The organism is Gilliamella sp. W8128 (genome assembly GCF_016100545.1).
Classification (GTDB): Bacteria; Pseudomonadota; Gammaproteobacteria; order Enterobacterales; family Orbaceae; genus Gilliamella; species Gilliamella apis.
Genome location: NZ_JACFSE010000007.1, coordinates 162,341 through 175,699 on the forward strand (window position 1 = coordinate 162,341; position 13,359 = coordinate 175,699).

General features: G+C 35.3%; 15 protein-coding genes. 10 read left to right on the forward strand and 5 right to left on the reverse strand.

Annotation, left to right across the window (positions count from 1 at the left end; genetic code table 11):
• Positions 1-2 precede the first annotated feature (2 nt).
• The 10 genes from fliI to fliR all read left to right on the forward strand — a co-directional run bounded on the left by fliI (position 3) and on the right by fliR (position 7,363).
• Positions 3-1,346: a flagellar protein export ATPase FliI gene (fliI, locus tag H3U97_RS08960; protein WP_217332379.1), complete on the forward strand. Its 1,344-nt coding sequence runs from the start codon at positions 3-5 to the stop codon at positions 1,344-1,346.
• A 17-nt stretch (positions 1,347-1,363) separates the two neighbouring features.
• The gene (fliJ, locus tag H3U97_RS08965) at positions 1,364-1,828 is read left to right on the forward strand and encodes a flagellar export protein FliJ (protein ID WP_198198744.1); all 465 of its coding nucleotides are present in this window, start codon (positions 1,364-1,366) and stop codon (positions 1,826-1,828) included.
• A complete protein-coding gene (locus H3U97_RS08970) occupies positions 1,818-2,996 on the forward strand; it encodes a flagellar hook-length control protein FliK (RefSeq protein WP_198198745.1) in 1,179 nt (392 codons plus the stop codon). Before fliJ ends, H3U97_RS08970 begins: the two co-directional genes overlap by 11 nt.
• A gap of 214 nt (positions 2,997-3,210) precedes the next feature.
• A complete protein-coding gene (locus H3U97_RS08975; RefSeq protein WP_034900941.1) occupies positions 3,211-3,678 on the forward strand; it encodes a flagellar basal body-associated FliL family protein in 468 nt (155 codons plus the stop codon).
• 5 nt (positions 3,679-3,683) lie between these two features.
• Complete coding sequence (fliM, locus tag H3U97_RS08980; RefSeq protein WP_034900939.1) at positions 3,684-4,721, forward strand: flagellar motor switch protein FliM; 1,038 nt, start codon at positions 3,684-3,686, stop codon at positions 4,719-4,721.
• A complete protein-coding gene (fliN, locus tag H3U97_RS08985) occupies positions 4,714-5,094 on the forward strand; it encodes a flagellar motor switch protein FliN (protein WP_034900937.1) in 381 nt (126 codons plus the stop codon). Before fliM ends, fliN begins: the two co-directional genes overlap by 8 nt.
• Before the next feature lie 20 nt (positions 5,095-5,114).
• Positions 5,115-5,516 carry a flagellar biosynthetic protein FliO gene (locus H3U97_RS08990; RefSeq protein WP_198198746.1) on the forward strand — a complete coding sequence of 134 codons (402 nt, stop codon included), beginning with the start codon at positions 5,115-5,117 and terminating at the stop codon, positions 5,514-5,516.
• A 3-nt stretch (positions 5,517-5,519) separates the two neighbouring features.
• On the forward strand, positions 5,520-6,263 hold the full coding sequence (gene fliP / locus H3U97_RS08995) for a flagellar type III secretion system pore protein FliP (protein ID WP_370545684.1): 744 nt from the start codon (positions 5,520-5,522) through the stop codon (positions 6,261-6,263).
• A gap of 21 nt (positions 6,264-6,284) precedes the next feature.
• On the forward strand, positions 6,285-6,554 hold the full coding sequence (fliQ, locus tag H3U97_RS09000) for a flagellar biosynthesis protein FliQ (protein WP_034900933.1): 270 nt from the start codon (positions 6,285-6,287) through the stop codon (positions 6,552-6,554).
• A 5-nt stretch (positions 6,555-6,559) separates the two neighbouring features.
• On the forward strand, positions 6,560-7,363 hold the full coding sequence (gene fliR, locus H3U97_RS09005) for a flagellar biosynthetic protein FliR (protein ID WP_198198747.1): 804 nt from the start codon (positions 6,560-6,562) through the stop codon (positions 7,361-7,363).
• A 185-nt stretch (positions 7,364-7,548) separates the two neighbouring features.
• Here the strand turns inward: fliR and H3U97_RS09010 are convergent, their stop codons facing one another.
• Genes H3U97_RS09010 through H3U97_RS09030 form a run of 5 tightly spaced genes read right to left on the reverse strand, consistent with a single transcriptional unit; the run spans position 7,549 to position 13,342 of the window.
• Complete coding sequence (locus tag H3U97_RS09010) at positions 7,549-8,730, reverse strand: serine hydrolase (RefSeq protein WP_034900930.1); 1,182 nt, start codon at positions 8,728-8,730, stop codon at positions 7,549-7,551.
• A 14-nt stretch (positions 8,731-8,744) separates the two neighbouring features.
• Positions 8,745-9,851 carry a peptidoglycan glycosyltransferase MrdB gene (gene mrdB / locus H3U97_RS09015; RefSeq protein ID WP_065579035.1) on the reverse strand — a complete coding sequence of 369 codons (1,107 nt, stop codon included), beginning with the start codon at positions 9,849-9,851 and terminating at the stop codon, positions 8,745-8,747.
• A 2-nt stretch (positions 9,852-9,853) separates the two neighbouring features.
• Positions 9,854-11,794, reverse strand: a complete 1,941-nt coding sequence (gene mrdA / locus H3U97_RS09020; RefSeq protein ID WP_034900928.1) for a penicillin-binding protein 2 — start codon at positions 11,792-11,794, stop codon at positions 9,854-9,856.
• Between the two features lie 29 nt (positions 11,795-11,823).
• Positions 11,824-12,837 (reverse strand): PhoH family protein, encoded by a 1,014-nt coding sequence (locus H3U97_RS09025; RefSeq protein ID WP_232343788.1) that lies wholly within the window; start codon positions 12,835-12,837, stop codon positions 11,824-11,826.
• A 31-nt stretch (positions 12,838-12,868) separates the two neighbouring features.
• Positions 12,869-13,342, reverse strand: a complete 474-nt coding sequence (locus H3U97_RS09030; RefSeq protein WP_034900926.1) for a zinc-ribbon domain-containing protein — start codon at positions 13,340-13,342, stop codon at positions 12,869-12,871.
• Positions 13,343-13,359: the final 17 nt, after the last annotated feature.

The window sequence follows — 13,359 nt, forward strand, 5'->3', positions numbered from 1 at the left end:
GGATGACTAAAATTGATGGTGCGCAACAAAAATTACAGTCAATATCGTTAATCCGTCAATATGGTCGCTTAGTTAAAGCTTCGGGCTTAGTTTTAGAGGCCGTGGGCTTAAAATTACCTTTAGGTTCTAACTGCTTTGTCGAACGGCAATTAGATGGAAAAGTACAAGCCGTTGAGTGTGAAGTTATTGGTTTTAATGGTAAAACCTTATATCTGATGCCATTTGAATCAACCGATGGCATATTACTTGATGCCAGAGTATATACCTCACAATATGATCTAACCCATTTTAGCCATAAAGTTTTACCTATTGGTACGGGGTTATTAGGACGAATAGTTGATGCAATGGGCAAACCATTGGATGGTAAACCTTTACCAGAAAATATTGAATATGAAGGATTAATCAATAAATCACTAAACCCTCTGACTCGCACGCCTATTCATCAAGTATTAGATGTCGGCATTCGTGCTATCAATGCATTATTAACCGTTGGCCAAGGTCAACGAATGGGGCTTTTTGCTGGTTCTGGTGTTGGTAAAAGTGTCCTACTTGGCATGATGGCTAGGTATACCAAAGCCGATATTATTGTGGTTGGTCTGATTGGCGAACGTGGCAGGGAAGTAAAAGATTTTATCGAAAACATCCTTGGTGAAGAAGGCTTAGCGCGTTCAGTCGTTGTCGCGGCACCAGCCGATGTATCGCCATTATTACGTCTACAAGGTGCAGCTTATGCCACAAAAATTGCCGAAAATTTTCGTGATCAAGGGTTTAATGTATTACTAATCATGGATTCACTAACCCGTTATGCCATGGCACAACGGGAAATAGCCTTAGCCATCGGTGAACCACCGGCAACCAAAGGTTATCCACCATCAGTATTTGCAAAATTGCCAGCATTAGTTGAAAGAGCAGGTAATGATGCCAAAGGAAAAGGGGCAATTACTGCTTTTTATACTGTGTTAACCGAAGGTGACGACCAACAAGATCCTATTGCTGATTCAGCAAGGGCAATTCTTGATGGTCATATAGTGTTATCACGTTCACTAGCTGAATCGGGGCATTATCCAGCCATTGATATCGAAGCGTCAATCAGTCGTGTAATGACCGATCTTACCCCGCCAGAAGATGAAAAAAAATCACGGTTATTTAAACAATTATTTTCAAGTTTCCAGCGCAATCGGGACTTGATTAATGTTGGTGCTTACGTAGCTGGAACCGATCCATTATTAGATAAAGCTATCTCACTTTTTCCAGCTATGCAGCAATTTTTACAACAAGGAATCAATGAGCATTGTAGTTACCAAGACGCTTATCAACAATTAACCAATATTGTAGCAGCTCGCTGATAAATTAGGAAAGAATTATGGCCAATCAACATCATGGTAAATTTGCATTTATAACGTTAAAAAAGCTCGCTGAAAAAGCAGTTGATGACAAATTGATTAAATTAAAATATGCCCACGAGAATAAACGTAATGCACAATCACAACTAAATGTATTAAATGATTATTATCACGAGTACCAACAACGGCTAAATAATGCCTTATCCAGTGGCATTAAAGGATCGGAACTAAATAATTTTAATGCTTTTATTACAGCTATTGAACAAGGTATAGCTCAACAAAAAAAACTATTATTAACTTTAGATATAAAACAAAAGCAGATCACCAATGAGCTTAATCAATCACAAAAAAGCCTAAATACTTATACTACATTATTAGATAAACAACATAAAAAACTGTTACTACAACAGAGTCGTTTACAACAAAAATTAACCGATGAATTTGCTCAGCAGCAGATAGCAAGGAGAACATTGAATGAATATTAATCAGTTTAACGATATTCCATTAATCTCATCTCAACAATTTGAATTAAACGACAACAAGTTATCTATTCTTGATGATGATTTTTTCCAAAAATTATTACAACTTACCGAAAAACAGCAATGGCTAAGTGATAATAATAATCACATTAATGCTACAAGCTTAAAAGACAATGAGTTAGAGCAGAAAGAACGAATGGATAGTGAAGAGTTGTTCATACTATTTTCTATGCCACTCAATCCGCAAGAGGATATACAGCAAAATAGACAATCGGATACTCAACCGAAAAATGAAGCAATATATGAAACTAAACTATTATTAGAAGCTAATCCAACTATGATTGATCCAAAATTGGATAAACAATGTGCTGATGATATTAAACAACTCATCAATATTAATGAAAAAGCTGCCGAGATTATTACTTCAATTAATCACAGTGAGCAATTAATCAACAAAGCCACTAAGCCAAACCTTAACCATTTATTGGCTTCGGAAAATAATCAGCCACAAACGACCAAAAATGCACATTTGATCATTAATCAAACTCAGTCAACAGATACGTTGGTAAATAATAACAACAATGATCATCATTCTGATTTAGCCTCAACGCTGACAGATAAACTATTTACTACTAATTTGGCTAATACACCATCAGAAATGGCTTTAACAATAGATCTAAATGGCCAACCATCGCTATTTAATCCGGTAACCTCTGCAACACCCCCAACCACATTAAACCTAAATTTACCGATGCCCATGGATATTAGTAAGTGGCAAGCATCTTTAAATGAACAAATTTGTTTGATCAGTCGACAAGGTATTCAAAATGCCGAAATAAAATTAAATCCACAAGAACTAGGATCATTACATATTAAATTAGCCATGATTGATGACAAAATCGATCTGCACATGGCGGTTGCGCATAATATGGTTAAGGGTGTGTTAGAATCAGCACTCCCTATGTTAAGAACCTCATTGGAACAACAAGGTATCACTTTACAACACACTAACATTAGTGATTTTTCAATGATGAATGATTCTAAACAGTCGTCTTCTTATCAACAACCACAACAATCTGAAACAGAGCAACTATTAGATGATATCAATCCAATTCAACAAAAAATTAATCATCATACTAAGGTTGTTCAATCAGGATTAAGTATTTTTGCCTAAATAATGGTTATGGCAATATTTATAAAATAATTGATATCTACGTTTTTAACAGTGTTTAACGTTGATAACTTAATATTAAAAAGGTTGAATAGATAATATTTTTATTGCCTATTCTTCCGATTAATTCTTACGGCATGATTTATTATTTTGGTAATTTTTGGTTATTTAAATAGCTACAAATCTTTCGTTAATTTTCATTGAGACAATAATAAATATGCAAACCACCAATAAAAAAGTAAGAATTTTAAACCTAATACTTATTCTAATTACCTTACTCGCAATAGGTTCAGCAGCTTATTTATGGTTCGAAAATCAAGCTAAAAATACGACACATACTCATCAAGAACCTCAAGTTTCATCACCGGTTTTTTTAACCTTAAAACCATTTACCATTACATTACCTCCTTCTGAAGATAATTTAGATATCAATAAAATTCTATATGTAGGTATGGTGTTACGCGTCGAAGATGAAGATCAAAAAACAGTATTATTAGAATATTTGCCTGAAGTAAGAAGTGATGTATTGCTGTTAACCTCAAAACAATATGTCAATAATTTGAAAAAAGAATCTGGCAAACTCGAATTACAAGAGCAAATAAAAACAGCATTATCACGTCAATACGATGCCAAACATTCAGTAAAAATTGATGAAGTGTTATTCACTGATTTCATTATAAGGTAATTATCATGTCGGATAAGCTTCAATCTACTAGCGATAAAAGTGAATCTTTAGCTAAACATTCACCGGATAATGCTGCCAGTATTGAAAAAGATATTGTGCAAAATTATCAATCACAGCAAAGCAAACGGACTGAAGTAAAACCTTATGATATATCAGTTAAACATAGTTTTATCCCTGAACGACTAACCGCATTAGAAATAATTAATGAACGCTTTGCTCGTCAATTTCGAATTGGTTTATTTAATTTATTACGTCGTAATACGGATGTTATTACCTCGCCAATTGAGCCAAAAACATTTAAAGAGTTTTCGCATATCTCGGCAACTTACCATTTAAATTTAGTTCATCTTAATCCTTTACGGGGTAGCTGCTTATTTTCTTTTTCACCAGAACTGGTATTTATTGTTGTTGATACGCTTTTCGGCGGTGATGGACATACCACCAATATGAATACTGAAGGACGTGAATTTACCCATACTGAACAAGAGATTATTAGACGAGTATTAGATCTTGCTTTAACTACATATCAAAATTCATGGATTGACGTATACAGCATTGAAACTGAATATATTCGTTCTGAAGTAGAGAGTAAATTTACCAATATCACCAGCTCTCCCGATGATGTAGTGTTAACTTCGACATTTTTAATTGAAATTGGTAACTTTAAAGCAACTTTCTGCATTTGCATTCCATATGCAATGGTTGAATCTATTAAAGAGTTATTAATTAAACCACCGATCGAAAGCCAAACCCATCAAGATGATAATGTCTGGATGAGTTCCCTCACTAGCGGTATTAAACAATCAACGGTTGAGTTAGTCGCTAATTTTACAAATATTCAAACAACTGTTGCCAAATTATTAGCATTAAAAGTAAACGACATTTTGGATATTGAAAAACCAACCAGCCTAGATGTCACTATTGGTGGCGTACCGGTTCTAAAAGGTCAATATGGTAGTGTAAATAAACAATATGCAATTCAAGTAGAGCAAATAAGCAACCCTGTATTAGAACAATTGAATGAAGGAGTGTTCAATGAGTGATATGCCAAATAACAGTGATGATAGCCAAGCAACTAACTTAACTGATGAAGAATCGGTAACGACAGAAGCTATTTTTGAAACCCTTTCACCCCAACCGTCAAATGTAAAAGAACAAGATATTAATCTTATTTTAGATATTCCGGTTAATTTAAGTGTTGAACTTGGCCGTACCAAAATGGCCATTAAAGATCTATTAAATTTAACTCAAGGATCTGTTATCGCCTTAGATGGTTTAGCTGGTGAGCCATTAGATATTTTAATTAACGGTTACTTAATTGCTCAAGGCGAGATCGTGGTGGTGGGTGACAATTATGGTGTACGAATTACCGATATTATTACCCCTTCAGAACGGGTACGTAGATTAAGTCGTTAATAACCATTAATGAGATAACCATGAGCGAATCAACAATCAACGCCGGTATACAAAACTTTTCGTCTATTCCTACTGAATCAAGTTTATATAGCCAAATAGGAATAGCCTTTTTTAGTGTCATCACCATTATTTTCGTTTTAACCTGGCTAATAAAACGGTTAGGTTGGCAAAAATCTACTAAGCAATTCATTGATGTTAAAGCAACTTACAATATAAATGCCAAAGATCGCATTATGCTGGTTTATGTTGACCATCAATTACTGGTGGTCGGGGTTACAGCCCAACAAATGACTTTACTCCATACTATCAATGAACAACGCACTGAAATGTTATTCGCTGAACCGGTTGACGTTGAACAACAGTCAAAAAATAATCTGTTCAATCAGATATTAAAATCTGTGCTAAACAGTAAAAAGGTGTAATTAATTGTGCGGTTAAAACTTATTATTTTATTTAGCTTATTGCTGGCCAGCCAATATAGTTATGCTGAATTATCACCGTTAACAATTGTTACTCAAACCTCACTACCAGAAGGGCAAACTTGGTCATTACCAGTTGAAACTTTAGTTTTTTTAACCCTACTGACGTTTATCCCAATTATATTACTATTAATGACGAGTTTTACTCGTATCATTATTGTGTTAGGGCTATTACGTAGTGCACTTGGTACCCAATCAGCACCGCCTAATCAATTAATTTTGGGTATTGCCCTATTTATGACATTTTTTATTATGTCACCAACAGTGGATAAAATATATCAAGATGCTTATCTTCCCTATTCTCAACAACAAATCACTATGCAACAAAGTTTGACAGAGGCAAGCAAACCACTGCGTGAATTTATGTTGAGCCAAACTCGTGAAAGTGATTTAACGCTATTTGTTAATATGTCCCATTCTGGTGATATTCAAACGCGTGATGATATCCCGCTACGAGTTTTAGTCCCAGCTTTTGTGGTTAGTGAACTTAAAACCGCTTTTCAAATTGGCTTTACTCTGTTTATTCCTTTTTTAGTCATTGATTTAGTTGTTGCCAGTACATTAATGGCATTAGGGATGATGATGGTACCACCAGCAACAGTATCACTGCCTTTTAAAATTATGTTGTTTGTATTAGCTGATGGCTGGCATTTATTGTTAGGTTCATTAGCACAAAGCTTTTTTAGTTAACGCCAACAGTAAAGGGATTATATGCCTTCTGAATATATTAGCCATTTTGCCATTCAAGCAATTAAAGTTGCCGCATCACTTGCAGGTCCTTTATTACTCGCAGCATTAGTCACTGGGCTAATTATCAGTTTGTTACAAGCGGCAACCCAAATTAATGAAATGACCTTATCTTTTATTCCAAAAATTTTGGCGGTGGTTTTAGTATTAATCATTTTAGGCCCCTCAATGCTGACAACCATGATCGACTATATCCGTCTGGTTATTACTGATATTCCTAACTTAACTAGTTAACCTTAATGGACACCGCGATTCACGATCTGTTTAATATTGATTTTTTTGCTTGGGTTCGATCAAGTTTTCTGCCTTTTACCCGTATTTTAGCGCTAATTATGGTCGCACCCATTGTCGGTGAAAAAGAGGTACCAAATCGGTTAAAGATCGGTTTAGCAATGCTGATCGTCATTTTATTACCGTTACCAAAGTTAGACGACAACCTTGCCCTTTATTCATTACTCGGTATCTGGGTTATTGCCCAGCAAATCATGATTGGCATCATAATCGGTTTTACCGTACAACTTACTTTTTTAACGGTAAGATTTGCCGGTGAATTAATTGGTATGCAAATGGGGTTAGGCATGGCGACCTTTTATGATCCTATTGGTGGACCATCTACTTCCGTACTGTCACGTTTAATTAACATTATTGCCTTGTTGATATTTCTCAGCTTAGATGGCCATCTATGGTTACTGTATGGATTAGCTAATAGCTTTGAGATTATTCCTATTAGCGTTTCACCTTTAAAGGCCAACGGTCACTTAGCCTTAATCGAAACAACCGGTTTGTTATTTAGTAATGGCGTTATGTTGGCATTACCATTAATGACGTTATTGTTGATTATTAATTTGTCGTTAGGGCTATTAAATAGAATTACCCCACAGTTATCAATTTTTGTAGTTGGCTATCCACTTACCTTATTATGTGGTTTGATGATGTTAAGTTATTTATTTTCCACCTTGCCTTCATTTGTTGAATTTATTTTAGAACAGATATTTTCAACCACTTCGCAAATTTTAATCCATCTTGCTGCCACCAATAATTAAGCTAATTAAGCTTAATAAAATTTAGGAGTATCTTTTAACAAAAATTTTGAGGAACGGGGTTTTTTAGCCTTAACATTAAAGGTTATTAACCATGTATATAACTAATAGTTGCTTATACGAGATAATAAAAAACCGCTGTGTAGCTTTGCGTTACACAACGGTTCAAGTTAATTATAACTTAAAAATTAATTAAATAATTTATGGAATTGTAAGCTTATCCAATCCCAAATATTACCAAAGAAGCCCGCTTCTTCAACATTTTCAAGTGCAACTAAAGGTTGTTCGTTGATCACTTTATCATCTAATAAAAATTGGATTTTACCAACCGCAGCACCTTTGGTGATTGGTGCATAGATGTAATCATCAATAGTGTATTGTACTTTAACGTCAGCTGAACGACCTTTTGGCACAGTAATATAAGCACCATTAATAGTCCCTAAATTTACTTTGTTTTCATCGCCATACCAAACTGACTCTGTCACTAATGGTGCATTAGGCTTAACTGGATTAGCTGTTTCAAAGAATCGGAATCCCCAAGTGAGTAATTTTTTACTCTCTTCTTCACGACCTTTAAAGGTTCGGCCACCAAGCACGGCTGAAATTAAACGGGTATTACCATCAACCGCTGATGCAACAAGGTTATAACCAGCAGCATTCGTATGACCAGTTTTAATACCATCTACGTTTAAAGTTGTATCCCAAAGTAAACCATTACGATTTAATTGTGGTTTAGACAAGTTATAGGTGAACTCTTTTTCTTTATAGATAGCATATTCAGTTGGTAAGTCACGAATCAAAGCTTGACCTAATAGTGCCATATCTTTAGCTGTAGTATACTGGCCTGGCGCATCAAGGCCATGTACCGTTTCAAAATGGGTATGTTGCAAACCTATTTTTTTGGCATATTCATTCATTAAATTAACGAAAGCACCTTGACTACCAGCAACATGTTCAGCCATAGCGATACATGCATCATTACCCGATTGAATAATGATACCTTTATTTAAATCGGCAACCGAAACCGTTTTACCAACCTCTAAAAACATCAATGATGAGCCTTTTAAAACCGGGTTACCGGTTGCCCATGCATCTTTACTGATCAGCACCATATCATCATTTTTAATACGGCCTGATTCTAATGCTTGGCCAACAACATAACTGGTCATCATTTTAGTTAAGCTTGCTGGATCGCGTTGTTGTTCAGCATTATATTGTGCTAGGATTTCACCAGATTTGGCATCGATTAAAATATAGGCTTCTGCATCTAATTGAGGGATAGCTGGAATAGGAAAAGCCATCTCTGCAGAGGCAGAAGAACATATTGCAAGCGCCAACAAACCAAAAGATAATTTTAATTTCTTTTTCATTTATAAAAATTCCGTTAAATGTTTTTAGATAACATGTATCGATGAGTGTGAATAGACATCATAATGCCAAAACTTGCCATTAAAACGACCAGAGAAGAGCCACCATAACTTATTAGTGGTAATGGTACACCAACTACTGGTAAGATTCCACTGACCATACCGATATTAATAAATACATAGACAAAAAATACTAAAATCAAACCACCAGACAGTATTCGTCCAAACGTCGTTTGTGCCTGTGCGGCAATAATTAATCCACGTATAATTAAACATAAGAACAAGACTAACAAAACAATAGAGCCAATAAAACCAAACTCTTCAGCGATAACTGAAAAGATAAAGTCAGTATGTCTTTCCGGTAAAAATTCTAACTGAGATTGCGTACCTTCAAGCCAACCTTTACCCCATATTCCTCCCGATCCTATCGCGGTTTTTGATTGCAAAATATGATAACCAGCACCATTAGGATCACGCTCAGGATTAAATAATGTTAATACTCGTTCACGTTGATAATCATGCATCAAATAAAACCACATAATCGGTAAAAATATGGCTATCAGTATTAAAGCAACAAGAATAAATCGCCAGTTAATCCCAGCCAAAAAGATAATAAAAATACCCGACATAATAATTAAAATAGCCGTTCCTAAATCGGGTTGCATTGCTACTAATAAGGTAGGTACACCAATAATAGCTAAAGTTTGCAAAGTTGTTTTAAGCGGTGGTGGACAGCCGTCACGATGAATAAACTTAGCTACCATTAATGGTACAGCAATTTTAGCAATTTCTGACGGTTGAAAACGAATGACGCCTAAATCTAACCAACGTTGAGCACCTTTACTGGTATAACCGAAAATATCAACTAATAATAATATAATAATACAGGCAATATAGAGATAAGGTGCCCACTGTTCATAGCTTCGCGGTGAAATTTGGGCAAAAACAATCATCACAAAAAAACCAAGAATTATTTGGATAACTCGTTTTTGCATCATATCTACATTTTGGCCACTAGCACTCCATAAAATATAAAGGCTATAACCAAGTAGTAAGGTTATAAATAAGCAAAAAAGTGGATCGATATGTATCTTTTGCCAAAAAGATTTCTTAATATTGTTCATAATTAATCTTCATGTCCTGTCGTCGATGATGATGCATCATCTAATTCTGTTGAGTTATCACCCTCAAGATAATAATCCAATATTTTACGGGCTACTGCACCGCCATTGGAGCTACCACCGCCACCATTTTCAAGGACTATAGCTAGCGCTATTTTCGGTTTATCATAAGGTGCATAAGCGATAAATAAGGCATGGTCACGTAAATGTTCGGGTATTTTATGGGCATTATAAGTTTCGTTTTCTTTTAAACCATAAACTTGAGCGGTACCTGACTTACCTGCCGCTTGATATTTAGCACCAGCATAAACTTTACGTGCAGTACCTCGAGCACCAAACATAACTCGATGCATACCTTCTTTAGCTAATGCCCAATAGGCTGGATTAACATCAACTAGGCTATTAGTTTCAACATATTTTTCGGGATCAATAGTTGGTTGATTCTGATTAGTATTAATAATGTCACTTTTTTTATAGAGTAAAAAGTGTGGCGTAAAAGTTTTACCATTATTAATTAATGTGGTTAAGGCTTTAGCCATTTGCATAGGTGTGGCAGTCCAATAACCTTGACCTATACCAACCGGAATGGTGTCACCTTGTAACCAAGATTTTTTATGGCGCTTCAATTTCCATTCCCGACTTGGCATAACCGCACGAGTCTCTTCATTAGCCGAAATATCAATGCCGGTACGCTCACCATAACCAAACTTAGTCATCCATAAATTTAGGCGATCAATACCCATATCATAAGCAACTTGGTAAAAATAGGTATCTACCGATTCTTCAATTGCTCGTAATACATCAACATGGCCGTGCCCCCATTTTAGCCAATCTCGATAACGTCTTTCAGTACCGGGTAATTGCCACCAGCCAGGATCATTAACCACACTTTTTGGTGAAACGACTCCTTCACTTAAAGCGGCTATCGAAATAAATGGTTTTACCGTTGAAGCAGGAGGATAAGCACCAAGTAAAGCTCGGTTAAATAGCGGTTTACTTGGATCATTAAGTAACTCACTATATTTTTTACTGGAAATACCACCAACAAAATCATTTGAGTCATAACTAGGGCTAGACACCATTGCTAATACTTCACCATTATTGGGATCAATAGCAACAACTGATGCTTTTCGGCCAGCAAGCAGTGATTCAATATAGAGTTGTAATTTTAGGTTGATGGATAAATAGATATCTTCACCGGCTTGTGGTGGATGTTGTTCAAGTAAGCGAACAATACGACCTCGGCTGTTTACTTCAACCTTTTCATTACCAGCCGTACCATGTAAAACATCTTCGTAATACCGTTCAATCCCCATTTTACCAATGTTAAAAGTAGCCACATAATCGCTGGCTTTATTTTCTTCTTCTAAACGTTGTTTATCTTGAGTATTTATTTTAGATATATAGCCAAGAATATGGGTAAGTGAAGCGCCATACGGATAATATCTATGTTGAATTTTAACAATCGACACAAACGGAAAGCGATGCTGATCGACAATAAAACGTGCTATTTGTTTTTCGGTTAGATTTTCTTTTAGTGGCACAGGTCGATGAGCCCGATAATTACGGCGTTCCTTTTGGAAATTCTCAATATCTTCATCAGTTAAATCAACAATCGTTTTTAACTGTTCAAACTGTTCGTTAAGGTTTTTGGTTTTATCAGGAACAATATTAAGTTGATAGGTAATATTATTTATCGCCAATGGCGTACCATTACGATCATAAATCATACCGCGACTAGGAGGAATAGGGATAATTTCAATACGATTGTTGTTTGATTTGGTACTGTAATAACTAAAGTTTGAAATTTGTAGATCAGCTAAATTGGCTAATAACACAAAAATTAATAGAATAATTACCACAAATGCAAACAACGCTCTACGCAAAAATAAGTTTGTTTCTGCTGAGTGATCGCGAATATTGCCCTTTTTTGTTTTACCTGAAATAGAGATAATATAACTCCTCTAAATTCTGTTTATGAGTGTTGTTGCTTGTGTTTTTGTTGTTCCCATTTTTCATAAGCATTAACAATTCTAGCTACGACAGGATGGCGAACGACATCTTCACTCTTGAAAAAATTAAAACTAATATCATCAACTTCACTTAATACTTCGATAGCGTGGCGTAATCCTGATTTTTGGTGACGCGGTAAATCAATTTGCGTAATATCACCAGTGATGACCGCTTTAGAATTAAAACCAATACGCGTTAAAAACATCTTCATTTGCTCAATTGTGGTGTTTTGGCTTTCATCAAGAATTATAAAAGCATCATTAAGTGTACGCCCACGCATATAGGCTAATGGAGCAACTTCAATAACACTTTTTTCAATTAGTTTTTCAACTTTTTCAAAACCAAGCATTTCAAACAATGCATCATAAAGTGGACGTAAATAGGGATCGACTTTTTGACTTAAATCACCAGGTAAAAAACCTAGTTTTTCGCCAGCTTCAACCGCAGGGCGAGTTAAAACAATACGTCTAATTTGCTGTTTTTCTAGTGCATCAACCGCTGCGGCTACCGCTAAATAGGTTTTTCCGGTACCAGCCGGACCAATACCAAAAGAAATATCATAATCTAATACATGAGCAATATATTGAGCCTGATTAGGCGTACGTGGTTTTATCACTCCACGTTTGGTTTTTATCATGACTTGCTTACTACCATGCAGATCAACATAGGCAGGAAGATGCTCTTTGGCTTTTTCTAATGCACCAGATTCTTTAATGGCTAAATGTATCTGCTCGGGTTCAATATCGATAATATTATCTTTTTGTTTAGTTTGCTTATAAAGCGATTGTAATATTTCAGATGCAGCTTTTACACAAATGGTATCACCAGTAATGGCAAAGAGATTACCACGATGATTTATTTCAATCCCTAAACGACGTTCAAGTTGTTTAATATTGTCATCATAAGGACCACAAAGACTATTAAGTCGCTGATTATCTGCTGGTTCTAGCATAGTTTCATGGGTCGTAATATTCAATGATAAGTCCTCTAATTATTCAGGTTAATGACTAAATACGCTCTTCACATAAAGAACATTTTTCAACACCTTTTAAAAAATCCATATGGCAATGATGACAAGTCACTATATCGTCACCAACTATATTATTCACAGCACTAGTTGCCTGATTATTATCTAATCCTTGGCTTTTCAACTTATTGATAACCATCGTGATAGGTGTACCACTTTTTAACTCTTGCTCAACATAAGATGCCACTTGCTGTTCAAATGTAGGTGGTATATAAGTTAAAACACTTTCATTAAAATCAGAATTACAGTGTTGACATTTAATATATCGACCTAAAGTTTGAAAACTAAAAATAGGAATAAAAAATAGTGTAAAATATTTAGCTACCTTTATTTGCGTATACTGATGTTGTTTTTGATCACCAGCAATATTTTGCTGAGCACAACAGTTTGGGCAATTAAATTGCCCTGTATTTTCATTAACTTCACGTCCTTTTGTACCAAATACAATAAACATTTAATATTCCTTATTTA

Coding starts and splice junctions, on each gene's coding strand:
- H3U97_RS08975 (WP_034900941.1), top strand. CDS start 3,211: ATGCAAACCACCAATAAAAAAGTAAGAATTTTAAACCTAATACTTATT.
- H3U97_RS08970 (WP_198198745.1), top strand. CDS start 1,818: ATGAATATTAATCAGTTTAACGATATTCCATTAATCTCATCTCAACAA.
- mrdB (WP_065579035.1), bottom strand. CDS start 9,851: ATGAACAATATTAAGAAATCTTTTTGGCAAAAGATACATATCGATCCA.
- fliQ (WP_034900933.1), top strand. CDS start 6,285: ATGCCTTCTGAATATATTAGCCATTTTGCCATTCAAGCAATTAAAGTT.
- fliM (WP_034900939.1), top strand. CDS start 3,684: ATGTCGGATAAGCTTCAATCTACTAGCGATAAAAGTGAATCTTTAGCT.
- H3U97_RS09010 (WP_034900930.1), bottom strand. CDS start 8,730: ATGAAAAAGAAATTAAAATTATCTTTTGGTTTGTTGGCGCTTGCAATA.
- H3U97_RS08990 (WP_198198746.1), top strand. CDS start 5,115: ATGAGCGAATCAACAATCAACGCCGGTATACAAAACTTTTCGTCTATT.
- fliR (WP_198198747.1), top strand. CDS start 6,560: ATGGACACCGCGATTCACGATCTGTTTAATATTGATTTTTTTGCTTGG.
- fliI (WP_217332379.1), top strand. CDS start 3: ATGACTAAAATTGATGGTGCGCAACAAAAATTACAGTCAATATCGTTA.
- H3U97_RS09030 (WP_034900926.1), bottom strand. CDS start 13,342: ATGTTTATTGTATTTGGTACAAAAGGACGTGAAGTTAATGAAAATACA.
- fliN (WP_034900937.1), top strand. CDS start 4,714: ATGAGTGATATGCCAAATAACAGTGATGATAGCCAAGCAACTAACTTA.
- fliJ (WP_198198744.1), top strand. CDS start 1,364: ATGGCCAATCAACATCATGGTAAATTTGCATTTATAACGTTAAAAAAG.